Source organism: Propionibacterium sp. (genome assembly GCF_047719395.1).
GTDB lineage: Bacteria > Actinomycetota > Actinomycetes > Propionibacteriales > Propionibacteriaceae > Propionibacterium.
This window is the reverse complement of the sequence record NZ_JBDNTB010000015.1, coordinates 17,388-34,351: the sequence shown is the minus strand read 5'-3', so window position 1 is coordinate 34,351 and position 16,964 is coordinate 17,388. Positions and strand designations below refer to the sequence as shown.

At 66.1% G+C, this 16,964-nt stretch carries 15 protein-coding genes and 1 tRNA gene; 9 read left to right on the top strand and 7 right to left on the bottom strand.

Going from position 1 to position 16,964, the window contains the following annotated elements; translation table 11 throughout:
* Positions 1-112 precede the first annotated feature (112 nt).
* From ABF648_RS04215 to ABF648_RS04205, 3 genes are all read left to right on the top strand, one after another.
* Positions 113-1,102 carry a class I SAM-dependent methyltransferase gene (locus ABF648_RS04215; RefSeq protein WP_415631042.1) on the top strand — a complete coding sequence of 330 codons (990 nt, stop codon included), beginning with the start codon at positions 113-115 and terminating at the stop codon, positions 1,100-1,102.
* A gap of 290 nt (positions 1,103-1,392) precedes the next feature.
* A complete protein-coding gene (locus ABF648_RS04210) occupies positions 1,393-2,133 on the top strand; it encodes a DUF1648 domain-containing protein (RefSeq protein ID WP_415631041.1) in 741 nt (246 codons plus the stop codon).
* A 275-nt stretch (positions 2,134-2,408) separates the two neighbouring features.
* Positions 2,409-3,149 carry a FadR/GntR family transcriptional regulator gene (locus ABF648_RS04205; RefSeq protein WP_415631040.1) on the top strand — a complete coding sequence of 247 codons (741 nt, stop codon included), beginning with the start codon at positions 2,409-2,411 and terminating at the stop codon, positions 3,147-3,149.
* Positions 3,150-3,204: 55 nt separating this feature from the next.
* On the opposite strand, the gene ABF648_RS04200 is transcribed toward ABF648_RS04205, so the two are convergent.
* Entirely contained in the window at positions 3,205-4,545 is a 1,341-nt protein-coding gene (locus tag ABF648_RS04200; protein ID WP_415631039.1) for an LssY C-terminal domain-containing protein, read from the bottom strand.
* A gap of 189 nt (positions 4,546-4,734) precedes the next feature.
* Here ABF648_RS04200 and ABF648_RS04195 point away from each other — a divergent pair, with 189 nt between their 5' ends.
* Complete coding sequence (locus ABF648_RS04195; protein WP_415631038.1) at positions 4,735-5,919, top strand: DUF1015 family protein; 1,185 nt, start codon at positions 4,735-4,737, stop codon at positions 5,917-5,919.
* A 221-nt stretch (positions 5,920-6,140) separates the two neighbouring features.
* The gene (locus tag ABF648_RS04190; RefSeq protein ID WP_415631037.1) at positions 6,141-7,676 is read left to right on the top strand and encodes an acetyl-CoA hydrolase/transferase family protein; all 1,536 of its coding nucleotides are present in this window, start codon (positions 6,141-6,143) and stop codon (positions 7,674-7,676) included.
* A 334-nt stretch (positions 7,677-8,010) separates the two neighbouring features.
* On the opposite strand, the gene ABF648_RS04185 is transcribed toward ABF648_RS04190, so the two are convergent.
* A complete protein-coding gene (locus tag ABF648_RS04185) occupies positions 8,011-8,664 on the bottom strand; it encodes an HAD family hydrolase (protein ID WP_415631036.1) in 654 nt (217 codons plus the stop codon).
* A gap of 109 nt (positions 8,665-8,773) precedes the next feature.
* Here ABF648_RS04185 and ABF648_RS04180 point away from each other — a divergent pair, with 109 nt between their 5' ends.
* From ABF648_RS04180 to ABF648_RS04170, 3 genes are all read left to right on the top strand, one after another.
* Entirely contained in the window at positions 8,774-9,517 is a 744-nt protein-coding gene (locus ABF648_RS04180) for a hypothetical protein (protein WP_415631035.1), read from the top strand.
* A gap of 203 nt (positions 9,518-9,720) precedes the next feature.
* Positions 9,721-9,794, top strand: a tRNA-Gly gene (locus tag ABF648_RS04175).
* A gap of 46 nt (positions 9,795-9,840) precedes the next feature.
* Complete coding sequence (locus ABF648_RS04170) at positions 9,841-10,509, top strand: HAD family hydrolase (RefSeq protein WP_415631034.1); 669 nt, start codon at positions 9,841-9,843, stop codon at positions 10,507-10,509.
* A gap of 28 nt (positions 10,510-10,537) precedes the next feature.
* Here ABF648_RS04170 and ABF648_RS04165 read toward each other — a convergent pair whose 3' ends face one another.
* Positions 10,538-11,563: an LLM class flavin-dependent oxidoreductase gene (locus ABF648_RS04165; RefSeq protein ID WP_415631033.1), complete on the bottom strand. Its 1,026-nt coding sequence runs from the start codon at positions 11,561-11,563 to the stop codon at positions 10,538-10,540.
* A 195-nt stretch (positions 11,564-11,758) separates the two neighbouring features.
* On the opposite strand from ABF648_RS04165, the gene ABF648_RS04160 reads away from it, so the two are divergent.
* A complete protein-coding gene (locus tag ABF648_RS04160) occupies positions 11,759-12,286 on the top strand; it encodes a DUF6328 family protein (RefSeq protein WP_415631032.1) in 528 nt (175 codons plus the stop codon).
* A gap of 40 nt (positions 12,287-12,326) precedes the next feature.
* Here the strand turns inward: ABF648_RS04160 and ABF648_RS04155 are convergent, their stop codons facing one another.
* The 4 genes from ABF648_RS04155 to ABF648_RS04140 all read right to left on the bottom strand — a co-directional run bounded on the left by ABF648_RS04155 (position 12,327) and on the right by ABF648_RS04140 (position 16,763).
* Positions 12,327-12,632, bottom strand: coding sequence for a Rho termination factor N-terminal domain-containing protein (locus tag ABF648_RS04155; protein WP_415631031.1), 306 nt, complete (start codon positions 12,630-12,632; stop codon positions 12,327-12,329).
* A gap of 186 nt (positions 12,633-12,818) precedes the next feature.
* The gene (locus ABF648_RS04150) at positions 12,819-13,946 is read right to left on the bottom strand and encodes a sugar kinase (RefSeq protein ID WP_415631030.1); all 1,128 of its coding nucleotides are present in this window, start codon (positions 13,944-13,946) and stop codon (positions 12,819-12,821) included.
* Between the two features lie 370 nt (positions 13,947-14,316).
* Complete coding sequence (locus ABF648_RS04145) at positions 14,317-15,561, bottom strand: thiolase family protein (RefSeq protein ID WP_415631029.1); 1,245 nt, start codon at positions 15,559-15,561, stop codon at positions 14,317-14,319.
* A gap of 86 nt (positions 15,562-15,647) precedes the next feature.
* Entirely contained in the window at positions 15,648-16,763 is a 1,116-nt protein-coding gene (locus ABF648_RS04140) for an o-succinylbenzoate--CoA ligase (RefSeq protein WP_415631028.1), read from the bottom strand.
* Between the last annotated feature and the right edge of the window lie 201 nt (positions 16,764-16,964).

Here is a 16,964-nt window from a genome sequence, read left to right as displayed (position 1 = left end):
CCGGTTCTGCACTGTTCCATGCACTGCATGTGTCCGGGGAGTCCGCACCAGAAGCCGCCAAGCCTCGACCCGCCATGTGACAGCAGGGCCCGCCACCGCAACAATCGTGGGCATGGATCCCATCGAACGCATCATCGCCGAGCAGTCCCCTGACTCCGCGCGTCATCTGCTCGTGATCGACGATCCAGGCCTCGCCGAGGCCGCCCAAGAGGTTGCCGGGCGGGTGAGTCTGTGGTGCGATGACTGCCGCGATGCGGATCTGGTGGCGCCGGAATTGCTGGTGGACAGCCTCGACGAGGAGTCGCTGGCGGGCGTCGACATGGTGTGGATGCGCCTGCCGAAGGCGCTGAGCGCGCTGGACGAGTATGCGGAGCTGATCGCGGCATTCGCCGATCCCCAGGTGCAGGTGATCGCCGCGGCCCGCACCAAGAATCTGACCCGCTCCATGAATGACGTGCTGGCGAAACATTTCGAGGGAGTCTCGGCGTCGCTGGGCAAGAACAAGTGCCGGGCGCTGCGCGCCGCCGATGCCAAGCCGAAGGAGCTGAGCTGGCCGCGCGAGCGTCTGCACCCTGACCTCGGAATCGGCGTGATCGCGCACGGCATGGTCTTCGCCACGAACAAGGTGGACGACGGCACTGTCCTGCTGGCCGCCCGGTGCCCCGACCTGCACGGTGAGGTGCTGGTCGACTTCGGCTGTGGCTCGGGCATCCTGGCAACGCTTCTGGCCCGCGCGAATCGCGAGGCCGAGGTGCACGCCGTGGACACCAGCTGGGCGGCAGTGGACTCCACGCGCATCACCGCCGAGGCCAACGGGCAGCGGGTCGATGTGCACTGGGCCGAGGCCCTCACCGGTCTGGGCGACGATTCGGTGGATGTGGTGGTGATGAACCCGCCTTTCCACCGCGGCATCGCGAAGGATTCCGAGCCGGCCCTGGAGATGTTCGCCGAGACCGGTCGCGTGCTTCGTCCGGGCGGCGAGTTGTGGTGCGTGTACAACTCGCACCTGCCGTGGAAGGCGCGGCTCAACGATGCGGTGGGACCCACCTCTGTGGAGACGCAGAACCCCTTCTACACGCTGACCCGCTCGGTGGCCCGCTGACAGCCTCGGACAGCGCGTCCATCCGCTGCGTCGCATCCGGTCCCGGCCGAAACTGAATACCCAGCAGGCCATGGCCCCGCCGGCCCCTGATCGCTCTGCACCCGTGGCACAGTGGCCTCATGAATGCCCTGCCGACACCGGTCCTTCAGCTCAGTCGGGATATCAGTGCCGAGCCGGTCGGGATTCCGCAATTCGGTTTCGGCACCTACAAGGTCCAGTTGGTCACCTGACCCTTCGCCCATCAGGTCGGCAATCAGCCGAGTTCGTCCGAGCTGGGAGAATGGGGAACCATGGCACAGCATTCGGGCCGCAGGTACGGCGGAAGCGCGGGCAAGCGCAAACGTCCCGCACAGCACAACCGCAACCGTTCCGACGCGTCTCCTCGCCCGGCTGGGCGCATCGACGCCAACCGCAACAACCCAGCCGGCACCAATCCGGGCAGCAAGGGAAACGCGGATGCGGCACGCACGCCCGTGGACCGGCACGACGACTCCAACTCGATCGGCACGTCCAACCTCCGTCAGGCGTGGGTGGCGTGCAGCATGCCGGCTTTCGTCATGGTGGCCCTGGCTCTGGTCGCAGAGCTGCTTGCCTTTGGGCAGCTGCCGAACATGGTGCCTCGTCATCTCGGCGCCGGCGGCGTGCCGGACGTCTGGTGGCCGCGCGCTTCATGGCTGGCCTTCACCCTGGGCATGACGATCTTCTTCGCGCTGCTGATCCTGGTCGGCGGCATAGTGATGAGCATCGCTCCGAAGACCTTCCACCTCCGCAATCAGGAGAATCTGGCCTACTGGAGCCATCCGGATCATTGGCCGCTCATGCGGCAGCGGCTCTGGGTGCTGGCAGGATGGCTGGCCGGTTTCTTCTCGCTCTATCTCGCCATCGCGCTGAGCATCTATGCGCTGGGTCCCACCTGGAATCTGCCGCACTGGATGAACTTCGCCGTGATGCTCGGGGGTCTCGTCGCCGGTGTCGTCTGGCTGTTCATCGCCTGGCGCAGGATGGCCGCCATCCCCGACGAAGACCGCTGAGGAATCAGGGCTCAGCACCCCGGTGCGCGACATCTGACCCGACGATCCTCCCACCGGGCAAAATCCGCCAAGAACGCCATCGAACATTGGTTCCGGCACGGGTTGCCCGTGCCCCCTCGCCGGCCCGCACGGATTCATCCGGGCCTCTCCGTCAGACCGCCAACAGCCGGGCACAGGCCGCCGATAGGATTCTCTGTGGACAACGACCGTCCCGCGCAGACATCACGGCACCGAAGCCATGGACGGAGGCTGCGCGCACACGACAGGTGGTGCTCATGACAAGCACTGAAAGCGTCGATCTGGGCAAGCTGGACGACGGGGAAATCACGACGACCCTAGCGGATCGCATCAAGCAGTTCATCCTGGAGGAGGGCCTGGCCCCCGGAGACATGATCCCCCCGGAGACAGAACTCGGTGCCCATCTGGGCGTCAGCCGATCCTCGGTGCGGGAGGCCATCCGTTCCCTCGCTGCCCTCGACATCGTCGAGGTCCACCACGGCACCGGCACCCGAGTGGGCAATCTGGATCTCACCCCCATGGTGCAGAATCTGCTGTTCCGCAGCGAGGTGCGTCCCGGGGATGCGGTGAGCAGCTTGCGTGAGGTGGTGGACGTGAGGCTGACCCTCGACCTCGGGCAGGCCGAGAACGTCGTCGCATCCCTCACCGGCACCCACGACAAGACGCTCCACCGGCTCGCCAACGAAATCGAAGAGCTCGGCAACCGGGGTGAAAACTTCGAAATCCAAGACAGGGATTTCCACGGCCGCATCGTGCCGCGCACCGCGGGGCACCTCATCAACGATCTGATGCAGGCCTTCTTCGATGTCCACACCACGCTGCTCCACGAGCTGGACGTGCCCGCTGACGAGGAGTTCCACGAGACCCTCGCGGCCCATGAAGCCATGCTGTGCGCTGCTGAGGCAGGCGACCTCGACGCCTACCGGGATGCTGTGCTGAGTCACTACCAGCCGCTGGTGCGCGCGCTGGAATCCTGGGACGAGATGTCCTGGGTCTGAGTCCTGGTCCGAACGGGCCTGGACCTGGGGCCCCGCCCATGCCTTGGCCTGGTCCTCAGCTGTTGCTGAGTTGACCTCGGTTGCGGTGTCGGGCAGCCTTCCGATTGCTCACTCTGTGCATCGTCCAGTCACGGGCCGAGACGCTGGTGAGGGCATAGACCACCAGGACATCGCCGATCAACCGCAGCAGCAACAAGACGCCAGGCATGTTGCTGAACAGAGCATTCCACAGACCGATGACCAGGCTGACGGTCATCATGACGAGCAATATCAACCGCGCCGTGTTCTTCCCCTGGAAAACCAGCCAGGTCAGCCCCGCCGTCGCCAGTGCCCACAGGGTCAGCACGACCGTGATGAGGACGATGACAGTGGTCCGCGAGTTTCCCGAAGTGACCACCATTTCGGAGAAGTCTTGTGACATGGTGATCAGCGCCGCGCAGATCTGAGCCGCCGTCGAGACCGCGACGATGAGGCATGCCAGTGCAACCGGCAGCGGACGACGCCCGACGTCCTCCAGGACAGGCATCGGCGCGGGGCGCTGGCCCGACCACGGAACGTCCACTCCGCTCACGTCGATCACCGGGAGGTTGCCATCGGTGTGCACCGCGTCGCCGCCGCCGTTGCGTGCGTGGTAACCGGTGGAGAAATTCTCAATCACGTCCACTGAGATGTCGGCGGAGCTGTCCTTCATCGTGGAGATGATGTGATCGCGCTCCATGTCAATGTCGGCAGCGACCTTGTGGGTGACCTGCAGAGTGAAGAGCGAAAGGCCTACCGACTTGTCGTATGTGCCCGCGGCAAGCCATTCCACCCGTCGGCCCCCTGGTAGCGGCCAGTCGGGCGGGCAGTGCCAGAAACGCACGTGGTGACGCTGGGAAGGGTTGCCGGCCACCTCCTGCTGGTATGCGAAATCCTGCTGGCGCCCGAAGAGGAACAGCGGGCTGACCGGGGCATGTGCATAGCTGCGGTGCAGCAACGAGGAGGAGACGATCCGCAAGGCGGAAGCCAGGCTCACCGGGTCCGCCTCGGTCCACCCCGCCTGCTCCATCACTTCGTGAATCTGGTCGGCTTCGCCCACCAGTGCCAGGTTCACCGGATCGCCGAGCAGCCCATCACCGGTGCGGGAACGCCCGATGAAGTAGCCGGGCACATAGAGCATGGTGAGCATGTGGTGGATTCGCGGCAGCGCCAGATAGGCCAGTACGAGGTAGAAGGCGAGCATGTAGAGCGGATCGACCCAGTGACCGATGCCCTTCCGCAGCACCACCACGGCGAGCAGCAGCGACAGCACGGTGGCGACGATGAACAGCACATCGTCAAGGAACCCGCCAGCACGCAGGCGGGGAATCCAGAACTGCCTGCGGTGGATCAGCTTCAGTTCAGTGCTCGACGCCATGAATGCACCTCGGTGATTGGGAGAACTCTGCGGCCCCACTCTGCCACGGCGTGAGAGCCCTCACGCCGCGTTGAATGCATCGTGGATCGAATGTCCTCGCTCTGCAGTGAAGACTTCGCGGATTTCCCATGCGTCCTCGCACCATCGTGGCAGCTGTCGCTTTCGTCCCGACTCGCTAGCCTGGGTCCCATGCCTCGATTCGAGCCCTTCGCAGCGTTGCGCTATGCCCCGACGGTCGACCTGGACAAGGTGATCGCACCGCCCTATGACGTGATCAGCGATTCCGACATCGCGGCGCTGGAGTCCCTCGACGAGCACAACATCTCCTGGATCGACGATCCGAAGGGCGGCGAGGATCGCTACCGCACAGCGGCGCGAAGGCTTGATGACTGGTTGGCCGAGGGCGTGCTCGTGCAGGACGACCGGCCGAGCTTCACCATCTACCGGATGGCCTTCACCGATGCCGCAGGCAAGGATCGGATCATCTCGGGCGTGCTGGGCGGTCTGGAGGTGGTCGACGAGGGCTCCGGCGGGGTGCTCCCCCACGAACACACCACCAGGAAGGCGGTGAACGATCGCCTGGACCTCACCCGCGCCACCGGCACCAATGTGTCGCCGGTCTGGGGGCTGTCACTGGCGAGCGGGCTCACCGGCATCCTCACCCCGCCGGGCGAACCGATCGGCGCTGTGACCGTGGACGGTGTGCATCACTCGGTGGAACGCGTCACCGATCCGGCCAGGATCGCCGCGATCCAGCAGATCATCGGCGCCGATGATGTGCTGCTGGCAGATGGGCACCACCGCTACCACATCTCGGTGCTCTACCGCGACGAGGTGCGCGCCGCGACGGGCCGCCATGACACCGACGCCGAGTACACGCTGGGCTTCGTCAACGAACTGGTCGAGCATCAGCTCTCGATCGAGGCGATCCATCGCCTGGTGGACGGCCTGCCGACCGAGGATCTGGTGGCAGCCCTCGAGCCCTACTTCGAGATCCAGCCGATGGATGCCCCGGTGGAGCCCGGCACCCTGACGCAGATGGTCGACCAGGCACGCCTGGTGCTGCTGTATCCCGACAGCCAGGCGAGTTGGCTCATCCCCCGTCCAGGCCTCTTCGACGATGTGCGCGCGCTGGACGGCGCCTGGCTGGAGAAGGTCTTCGACGACACCGATGCGGTTCTCACCTATCAGCACGGGCTCACCGGGATGAACCAGGCGGTCGGCTCGCACAGCGCCGGCATCCTCATCCGCCCGACCAGCCTGGACGAGATCATGCGCACCGCGCGCGAGGGCCTGTTGATGCCGCCGAAGTCGACATTCTTCACCCCGAAACTGCGCACCGGATTCGTGATGCGCCGTACCGCGAAGCTGTGACGCCGCACCCGGGCGAGTGCCCCGGTGCCGCCTGAACCTGCGCCTCACAGGCCTCGCCGCCGCTCACAGGTGAATCTCCAGGCCCTGCGGGCGAGCTGTCCACTGTACCCACGGTTGGCCCGACCTGCTGCCAGCCGCCACGGGCTCGCACGATATTCTTGGCCCGTCATGACGACAGCCGACCGCGCTGGCCAGGCTGCGTCCACGGACCAGGAGGATTGATGGCAGAGCGGATTGCGAACGCTCAGTTCGCAAGCAAGGTGATGAGCGCCTCAGACGCCGCGGCACTCGTTCACAACGGTGCAGTGATCGGATTCAGCGGGTTCACCGGTTCCGGTTACCCCAAGGAATTCCCGCCGGCCCTGGCCGAGCGCATCAAGGACGCCCGGAGCAAGGGCGAAGATTTCAAGGTGAGCCTCTACACCGGTGCATCGACCGCACCGGAGCTGGATGGCGCGCTGGCCGAGACCGGTGGCGTGCAGCTGCGTTCGCCGTACCAGTCCGACCCGAAGATGCGCAAGGCGATCAACGACGGCACCACCTACTACTCCGACGTGCACCTGTCCTTCATGGCCGGACAGGTTGCGGCCGGTTTCTTTCCCAAGCCCGACTTCGCCGTCGTCGAGGTTTCCGCGGTCACGCCCGAGGGTGAGCTCGTGCCGTCGTCCTCGGTCGGCAACAACCGCACCTGGCTTGAGCTCGCCGACAAGGTGATCCTCGAGGTCAACGAGTGGCAGTCCGAAGATCTGCGCGGCATGCACGACATCTACTACCCCGCCGGTGCGCTGCCCCCGAACCGCATCCCGATCCCGATCACCCATGTCGGTGACCGCGTCGGCCAGGAGACCATGACCGTCGATCCTTCCAAGGTCGTCGCCGTCGTCAAGACCAACGACCCGGATCGCAACTCGGCCTTCAAGCCGATCGATGAGGCCTCCCGCGCCATCGCCAACTACCTGCTCGACTTCCTCGACTACCAGGTGAAGACCGGGCTCATCCCGAAGAATCTGCTGCCCCTGCAGTCCGGCGTGGGCAATATCCCCAATGCTGTGCTCGACGGCCTGCTGCACTCCGATCTGGAGGGCCTCACCTCCTACACCGAGGTGATCCAGGACGGCATGATCGACCTGATCGACGCCGGCAAGCTGGAGGTCGCCTCCGCGACGGCTTTCTCGTTGAGCCCGGAGGTCGCGCACAAGATGAATGAGAACGCGTCCTTCTATCGCAAGCACATCATCCTGCGTCCCCAGGACATCTCGAACAACGGAGAGGTGATCCGCCGCCTCGGTGTGATCAGCTCGAACGGCATGATCGAGGCCGACATGTACGGCAATGTGAACTCCACGCATGTCATGGGCACCCGCATGATGAACGGCATCGGCGGTTCCGGCGACTTCACCCGCAATGCCTTCATCAGCTGCTTCGTGAGCCCGTCCACCGCCAAGGGCGGCAAGATCTCTGCGATCGTGCCGATGGTCTCCCACGTGGACCACACAGAGCACGATGTGCACGTGATCATCACCGAGCAGGGCCTCGCCGATCTGCGCGGCCTGGCCCCGCGTCAGCGCGCCAAGGTGATCATCGAGAAGTGCGTACACCCCGACTACAGGGAACAACTCAAGGACTACTACGAGCGCGCCTGCGCCACGAGCAAGTTCCAGCAGACCCCGCACATCCTCGAGGAGGCGCTCAGCTGGCACCAGAGGTTCAACGAGACCGGTTCGATGCGCAAGGAGTCATCGCTGGCCTCAGCGTGAGTGAAGGCTGACTCCGGCATCACGCCGGTTCCGTGAGGAGCTGGTGAGTGGCTGAGGGCGGGTCCGCAGATGCGGGCCCGTCCTCAGCCTTTTTGTTCGTGTCGTTCGTGTCGTTCGTGTCGTTCGTGTCGTTCGTGTGCCGGACGAGAGGTCTTCGCCGGCTCCGGATCACGGTGAAGCGTGCCTCGCCTGCACCGCCCGCCGTCAATGGCTGGCCTCTCCGGTCGAGGATGGCATCCCCACAACGACTGGTTGACCTTGCCCTTCATGGACACACGACCGACGGTGGCCGATGCATCCGATGATGCTGGAGGCCGGCCCGGAAGCGCTTCCTTCAGCCGAGCAGGATGTCGCGCAGCTCCGAGCTGGTGTCCACCAGGGCAATGGACTTCTGCTCCGCGAGTTCGGCATTGTCGCCGGCTCCCCAGGTGACGCCGATACCGTCCATGGGCACTGCGGCGGCGGCCTGAAGATCGTAGATCGCATCGCCGATGTAGACGGCGTCCTGCGGGGCGATGCCCACATTCTTCAGACCCAGAAGCAGCGGCTCCGGCTCGGGCTTGTGCTTCACGGTGTCCTCCATGCCGCACACCACCGAGATCGTGTCCGGGAAGCCGGTGACGTGCAGACCCTGCGCAGCGAGCGGAGTGCGCTTCGCGGTGGCGACCGCGGTCTTCATGCCGTGCGCCGCCAGCTCCCTGGCCAGCTCTGGCATCCCGTCATAGGCGCGCACCATGTCGTCGTGGTGGGCGTCGACCCAGCTGCGGTAGCTGTCCTGCAGTTCTGCGGCCCTGTCAGGAGCTTCGGCGGTCATCACGTCCGGGGACGGCAGGCCGATGAAGGTGAGCACCTTTTCCCGCGGCAGGTCGACGCCGAGCACCTCGTGGAAGGCGTGCGTGAAGCCGTCGACGATGAGGTCGAGGGAATTGACGAGCGTCCCGTCGAGGTCGAAGAGGGCCAGCTTCCAACGCAGTCGAGTAGGGCTCACGGAACCCAAGACTATGGCATCGTCGCCCAGCAGAGGATGACGCCCGAGGCCTCACAGGGTGCGCCAGCTAGTCTGGTGCAGGTCACAGCGCGATCGGTGGGAGGCGTCGATGGATCCGGGAAGCATGGACGAGATGCCCGACGGCGTCGCCCGGTCGGCGTCGGACAGGGGCACCGCCGGAACGACTCCCTCAGTGAAAGCAGAAGTCGATCCCATGACTGTCGGCCCTGCAGCTGAGGACACTGCAGCTGTCAGCACTGCGTCCGAGGGCATCGGTGTGCCGCCGGCGATGCCCATTGCGACTCTTCCTCCGATCGAGCCCACCCACAGGGGTGTCAGGCTGTCACCGCGGACGGGTGAACCGCGACGAACTGGCGTGATCGTGGTGTCGCAGTGCCTGCTCTACGCCGCCGCCGCTGCAGCAGGCGCTGGCTACGCCCATTACTGGTGGGTGGCCATGCATGTCTCGCGGTTCTTCGACTCGGCCTGGGTGGTGGGCTGGTTGCAGCCTCGCCCCGGTGGCGCCGCGTCGGTGCTGCTGGTGATCGGGCTGGCGGCATGCGTCGCAGCCATGCTCAGCGCGCCTTTCGTGGTGGCCTACCAGGCCTGGACGGGGCTGCGCGCGACGCGCGTCTTCGGCTGGACGGCCATCGGCGTCTCGCTGCTGGGAATACTGTTCAACCCCATTGCCTGCCTGTCGATCCCTCTCACGGCAACAGGGGTCGGGATCCTGTGGCAACGTGCCGCCGGCCGTTATTTCGCCCAGTGGCAGCGGCTGCGCACACCGCCCGAGCCTGCACCTGCACCGGAGCCAGGCGATGTCTTCTACGGGCGGCTGCCGCGTTTCCAGTGACGAGCCGGGCTCATGTGCCCCCGCCGAAAGTGCTCGCGCGAGCAACACCGGCAAACCGTGCGGAATCCATCCCTCGATCGCGCAGGAGGCGGTTTTGTGCCGTCGGGACCAGTGCGCGACAGGTTCTGCACGGTTCGGGTTCGCTCCCCGACGGTTCTGGGAGCTCGAGCCGATGCGCTAGACTCAGCGAGGCTCCAGGCCGTGCGGGCGTAGCTCAGTGGTAGAGCGCCAGCTTCCCAAGCTGGACATGCGGGTTCGATTCCCGTCGCCCGCTCCATGTGCGGAATCCCTTGCCAAACCATCATCGCAAGGGAAATTCGGCCATGACGACGGCCCGTGAGCTGTTCCACGCTGCCTCCACCATCCTGCTGGACTTCGACGGCCCGGTTGTGGGCCTTCTGCCTCCACCGCTCAACAGCCAGCTGGCCGAGACCGCGAAGGCGGCGTTCCGGCAGTCGCTGGGGTTCCTGCCGCCCGAATTCACTGACACCACTGATCACATCGCAATCATCAAAGCTGCCGGCCGCTCGGGAAGCTCGGCCGCACTTGCTGCGGTGGAACGGACATGCACCCGGGCGGAGACTGACGCGGCCCTGGTCTCCACTCCCACACCAGGCGTCTCGGATCTCCTGGATGCCGCGCGCCAGCACGGGAAGACCGTGGTCATCGTCAGCAACAACTGCCCTGCATGCATTTCCGCATTCCTGGCGGCACAGGGGCTCGCCGAATTCGTCGACGGCATCGTCGGCCGGGATCCTCAGCACCCGGAGTTGATGAAACCTGATCCGGATCTCCTCGACCGCGCCCTCGCGCTGGCCGGCTCACCCTCTCCGTGCACGTGCTGCTTCATCGGGGACTCCCTGACCGATGACGAAGCCGCGGCCGCCCGTGGGATCTCCTTCTTGGGCTATGCAAAGTCAGCCCGCCACGCACTGCGATTCAAGGACCACGGCACTGAGGTCACGGTTCACGCACTGACCGACATGCTGTGAGCCGTGCCCTGCCGCATTTCCACCGATCTCACGCAGCCGGCTTCCAGCCCAGTGAGGGCGCGACATGCTCGGCGAAGGCCTCCACCAGACGCAGGTTGAAGGCCACACCGAGATGGCTCGGGATGGTGAGCATCAGGGTGTCCGCAGTGGCCACGGCCGCATCATCGGCAAGCTCCATGATGAGCGCGTCGGGCTCGCCCACATAGGTCTTGCCGAAGGTGGCCCGGTAGCCGTCGATGTAGCCGACGCCCTCCCCCTCCGCGCTGGCCCCGAAGAGCGCCCGGTCCTTGTCGTCCAGGATCGGGAACACCGTGCGGGACACCGAAGTGCGTGGCGTGCCCTCATGCCCGGCCTTGCGCCAGGCCTCCCGGTAGGCCTCGATCTGCTGGGCCTGCAACTCGTCGAAGGGTATGCCGCGGTCCTCGGTGAGCAGCGTGGAGGACATCAGATTCACGCCCGTCCTCGCCGCCCATTGGGCGCTCTCGACCGACCCTGCACCCCACCAGACGTGGGAGGCCAGGCTGTCAGAGTGGGGCTCGATGCGCTGCATCCCGCGGCCACCGCCCATCGGGCTCTCGGGGTCGCGCTCGGCAAGGCCCTCGCCGCGAATCGCCCGCATGAACAGGTCGAAGTGACTGTGCGCGATGTCGGCGCCACGCGGGTCCTTGGATCCTGTGTAGCCGAAGGCCTCGTACCCCCTCACCACGGTCTCTGGCGATCCCCGGCTCACGCCGAGTGCAAGTCGTCCGCCACTGAGCAGATCCACTGCCGCGGCATCCTCCGCAAGGTGCAGCGGGTTCTCATAGCGCATGTCGATGACGCCGGTCCCCACCTCGATGTGCTCGGTGCGCACCGCAATGGCCGCCAGCAAGGTCATCGGGGAGGACTGCTGCCGGGCGAAGTGATGCACCCGGAAGTACGCGCCGTTGACCCCGAGCTCATCCATTCCCTGGGCCAGGTCGATGGCCTGGAACATCGAATCGGCAGCTGTGAGCTGCTCACCCCCGCCAAGAGGTCCGTAGTGCCCGAAGGACAAAGTTCCGAAACGCCGCATGGATCGTTCAACATTCAATTGATCGTCCCTATTCCGCATGCACCGCCGACGGAATAGCCTCAACCACCAACGCGCTGGGAATGGAGAAGCGCTGGACTTGATGCAGCATCCGGTGTCGCCAACGGGGCCTTCACACGGTACGTGCCATTGCCGGCGACCACCGGACGTCGTCCGCGAACCGACGAGGAGATCGAGATGAGTCAGGACCCGGACGATCCGGTGGCCCACAAGCCGCCAGCCGAACGCAACGAGACGGTGGCCGAAAGCCTGGACCGGAACTGGAGCGAGCTGCTGCAGGAGTTGCGGGTGAGCCAGACGGGAATCCAGATCCTCTCGGGTTTCCTGCTCACGCTGCCCTTCCAGGCGCGTTTCATCGATCTTCACGGGGCTCTGCTGGGGATTTACCTCGCCGCCGCCCTGATGGCGACGCTGTCCACCGCTCTGATCATGGCCCCGGTGATGGCGCACCGGCTGCGATTCCGCCACCATGCGAAGGACGATCTGGTGCGATTCGGGAACTTCCTCGCAAAAGCCGGCCTCGGCTGCCTCGGTCTGACCGTGGCCCTGGTTGTCACAGTGGTCTTCGGGTTCACGATCGATCTCAGGGTAGGAATCATCACGGGCATCTGCTGTCTGCTCGGATTCGTGCTGCTGTGGGGCGTGCTGCCCACGCTGCTCGTGCGCAGCTCCCCAACGACCCCGTACCGACGGGAACCTCGCTGATCCCGCAGTTCGACGTCCCTCGTGTCAGTGGTCTCGCCTCTCAGTGATCCCGCAGGGCCTTGATGAGTTCGTCCTTGGTCATCTTCGACCGGCCTTCGACATCCAGTTCCCTGGCGCGCTGCAGCAGTTCGTCCTTGGTGCGGTCGGGATAGTCCTCGGCCTCGCCGCCCTTGCGCCCGACCGCCTTGCGAGAGGTCGCCGCTGCGGCATTGGAAATACGGGCGGCCTTCTCCTGACTGGCACCTTGATCGCGAAGGGCCTCGTACATCTCCGGATCCTTGATGGACGGATTGTCCGCTTCCCGGCCAGCCCTCGCACTCTTCTTGACGGGTTTCTTCTCAGCCATCGTCGCCCCCTCAACCACATGGATATCTACCGAGTGTGACCCGAAATCCTGAAAATCAACAGTGCCGAAGACCAACCCGGCTCATCACGGGGACGCACAAGCCAATGCTGCAGGGACGCAGAACGGCACGGCGCCCACCCCAGGAGGAGCGGACAGCCGTGCCGTCCGAATCAACAGGCCGGTGGTTCAGCGAACCAGTCGGGCGGTGCCGCCGGTGGCCAGGCTGACAACCTCGTCCTTGGTGGCGAGCGAGGAGTCGCCAGGAGTGGTCATTTCGAGCGCGCCGTTGGCTGCGCCGTACTCCACGCAGGTGGCCAAATTCTGGCCGGCCAGCAGGCCGAAGACGAAGCCGGCACCGAAGGCGTCGCCGCCGCCGACCCGGTCGAAGACCTCCAGGCCGTTGCGGAAGGTGGACTTGAGCAGACCGGTCTCGGGAGACCAGGCCAGCGCACCCCAGTTGTTGGTGGTGGCGCTCGCCACGGTGCTGATGGTGGTGGCGATGACCTTCAGGTTCGGGTAGGCATCAGCCACTCGGTTGATCATCGACTCGAAGCTGGCCACGGTCTGATCGGTCAGGCCTGCGTCCATGCCCTCGACCGGGAAGCCGAGGCCGGAGCTGAAGTCTTCCTCGCTGCCGATCATCACGTCGACCAGCGGCGCGATGGCGCGGTTGGTCTTGATGGCATGCTCCTGGCCACCGTTGTTCATCCAGATGCTCGGGCGGTAGTTGACGTCGTAGGACACGATGGTGCCGTTGCGGTGAGCCGCCTCGACAGCCGCGATGGTCGTCTCAGTGGTCTTGGCGGACAGACCGGCGAAGATGCCGCCGGTGTGCAGCCAGCGCACACCCAGCGTGCCGAAGAGCTCGTCGAAGTCGATGTCGTCCTTGCCGAGCTGGCTGGCCGCGCTGTTGCCGCGATCGGACACGCCGAGGGCGCCGCGCACGCCGAAGCCGCGCTCGGTGAAGTTGAGGCCGTTGCGCACGGTGGCGCCGATGCCGTCGTAGGGTACCCACTTGATCAGGCTGGTGTTCACGCCACCGGTGAGGATCAGGCCCTCCAGCAGGTGACCCACCTCGTTGTCGGCGAAGGCTGTTGCCACAGCGGTGCGCTGGTTGAACACGCGGGACAGGCCACGGATGACGTTGTACTCGCCGCCGCCCTCCCAGACGTCAAATGCTCGTGTGGCGCGGACGCGCTTCGGGCCGGGATCCAGCCGCAGCATCACCTCGCCCAGGGACACCGCATCAAAACGGCATTCACTGGCGGGACGCAGCGGAAGGACAGGCGCCGGTGCGGATGTCGATTCACTCATTCTTTCATCTCCATAGGTCATGGACTGTTGTCTCTCGGTCATTCGATGCCGACTGTGCGGCGCATTGGCCGCAAGGGCTCCGACCGAGCTGAGGCACTCAACGTGAGCACCTCGCTTGGATCACGAGCCAACAGATCAGACTCCACGCCACGCCCGCGGTCACCAAGCCCGAAGTCACGCTACACGAGCCGGGATGGGGTCACTGGACGGGTACGCGAGGCGAGATGGAGCCTTCCTCACCAGAGAAATCCCGATGTCCATGAGCGCGCGACCGCAGTCGAGAGGACGCTGAATTCCGGAATCGGCCCGGAGCAGGTGTGTCCGAGGAGATCGACGCTGCGCCATTCTCCGGCCATCAGCATGCCCACCATCAACAGGATTGGACAATCATCGCGGCACCCTGGCCGCCGCCGATCGCGATGGCAGCCAGCCCGTACCCGCCATGTCCGCTGCGGACCAGCTCGCTGAACAGGCGCACGAGGAGGATCGCACCGGAGGCCGCCCAGGGATGCCCCAGCCCGATCGCGCCGCCCTGCGGGCAGATCCGCGTCTCGTCGATGCCCAGCCCATCGGCGCAGGCCAGCACCTGGGCGGCGAAGGCCTCATTGAACTCGATGGCCGCCATCTGGTCCAGACCGACGTGCGCCTGGTCCCGCGCAGCCTCGACGGCCGGCACGATCCCCCATCCTGGCCGGTCCGGATCGCATCCGGCCGATGCGCAGCCGACAATCCTCAAGCCAGGCACACCCAGGGCGCGGTGAGTCTCGGCGTCGACCATGGTGACTGCCGCCGCGCCATCGCTGATTCCGCAGGAGCTCGCCGCCGTCACCGTGCCCTCGGGGCGGAACTGCGGCCGGAAATGCGCCAGTCGTGCCGCGGTGAACCCCGGGCGGGGCCGCTCATCGCGCAACTGCCCTGCCACCGTGACGATCTCCTCGTCGTATCCACCGGCATCGCGAGTGGTCACGGCGAGCATGTGCGAGCGCAGCGCATAACGGTCCTGACGCTCGCGGGTGATGCCATGTTCTTCGGCCAGCAGATCGGCGGCGATGCCCATGTCCGGGTCCTGCCAGGGCGCGGGAGCGAAGGGCGCCCGCTCGAAGGGCCGAGCCGGCTCCTTTCCCGTGGGCGGCCACAAGGTGAGAGGCTGGGTCGAGACGGCCTGCACGCCCCCGGCGAGCACCACTCCCCGCACGCTGCGGCAGCGGTGCCACGCGCATTCGAGGGCCGCCATCCCCGAGCCGCACTGCTGGTCGACCGTCACGGCCGGCACTCTCGTGTTGATGCCCGCGGCCAACGCGGCCAGGCGGGCAGGGTTGCCACCGGGCCCCCGGACATTGCCGAGGATCACCTGCGAGACGTCGAGACCCTCGGGCAGCCGGTCGTCCAGTGCGGACAGCACCGGCGCCGCCAGCTGTGTGGTGTCGAGGTCGCGGAAGCAGCCGCCCCGGTTGCCGATGGCGGTGCGCAGGGCGCCGATGATCACCGGTGCGTTGCCGTGTCGATCTGCGCTGCCACCGTTGTGCCCCGGCTGCTCGAGGGCAGCTGATCGCAGCGCGAATCGGGGCGTCGCACTGGTGGTGGGGCCATTCGCTGGTGGTTCCGCACCAGTCACCCGAGCACCATCGGCCGGAGCAGTGCCCAGTCCTGCTCCCCGGGCTGCACCAGGTGCGGAGCTCGTCGATTCTCCGGACTCGGGACTCATCGGCAGCTACCCGATTCGGCTCGGGGTTCTGAGAGTTGTTCTGTCAATGCCCGGGTGTCGACCTTCCCGGCCGGGGTGAGCGGAGGCTTGGGCACCCACGCCCAGTGGCGCGGGCGCAGTGCTCCGGACAACTCCTGCTTGGCCCAGGCACGCAGCGGGTCGAGATCGTCCTGATCGGTCACCACCGCGGTGAGCACCTGCCCGACATGCGCATCGGGGCAGCCCAACAGGTACAGCTCGCCGTGCGTGACCACGGGGCGCATGCGGGCCAGCAGCGGCGCCAGCGGAACCGTGGCTCCGGCGGTGGTGATGGCACCCTCCCGGCCGTCGACGAGCAGGTGCGTTCCCTCGAGCCGGCCGAAGTCGTTGACCGTCGAGAATCCGCTCTGCTGGCGGGGCAGGGGCGTGTAGGCGCCGTCCTTGACCACGCCCTCGCACATCCAGGGCGAGCGCACCCAGATGTGTCCCTGCCGGATCTGGACATCGACCTGGTCGAAGAGTGCGAGGTCGGCTGCACTGGTGCCCATCGCGATCATCGAGAATTCCGCGGTGCCGTAATAGTGCGAAAGGTGAAGCCCCTGGTCATGGGCCCGTTCAGCGACCACCGGGGACAGCCCGTCGCCGGCGATGATCGCGGACTGCAACCGCGGGTACCGCGCCAAGCCCTGGTCGAGCAGACGAACCAGACGTGCTGGGGTGAGCTGGGCCACCGTGGCCGAACCGGGATCACTCACCGTCCAGGACGCCGATATGTGGTCGGCAATGCAGGCGGCGAAGAGATTCATCGTGGCGGACATCGGCCCGGGAATCCAGATGCGATCCTCGGGCCCGAGATCGCATCGGCGCGCAATCGCATCGAAGCTGTCGACCCAGGAATCCGTGGTCCTCACGATGGTCTTGCTCGTCCCGGTGGTCGTACCCGAGGTACGGAGCCCGACCAGCCGGTGGTCGCGGTGCGCCTGCCAGAACTGGGCGACAGCATCGGGCCTGGTGGTGAGCACCTCAAGTGTGCCGAGGTCGACGAATGCCGCAGCCGCATTGCGGACCGCGGGCCGTTTCGACGGTACCGCTGCCTGCTCGTGCTTCTCACGGTCCGACGCGACAGCTGTCACGGCACGCCTCCTCTGTCGACCGTGAAAGTGTAGGCCTCGATACTGAACACTGTTCAGGAGGGCCATGGGCGGGGTCGGATGCAGACCTCTCCTCGCGGAACCGTGCGGAATCCAGCTCCGCTGGCCGATTCGGAACGGTTTCGCCCACCCGACCCCACGAGCGAGGGATCCCGGGCGGGTTGCCGCCCGGTCCCAAGGGCC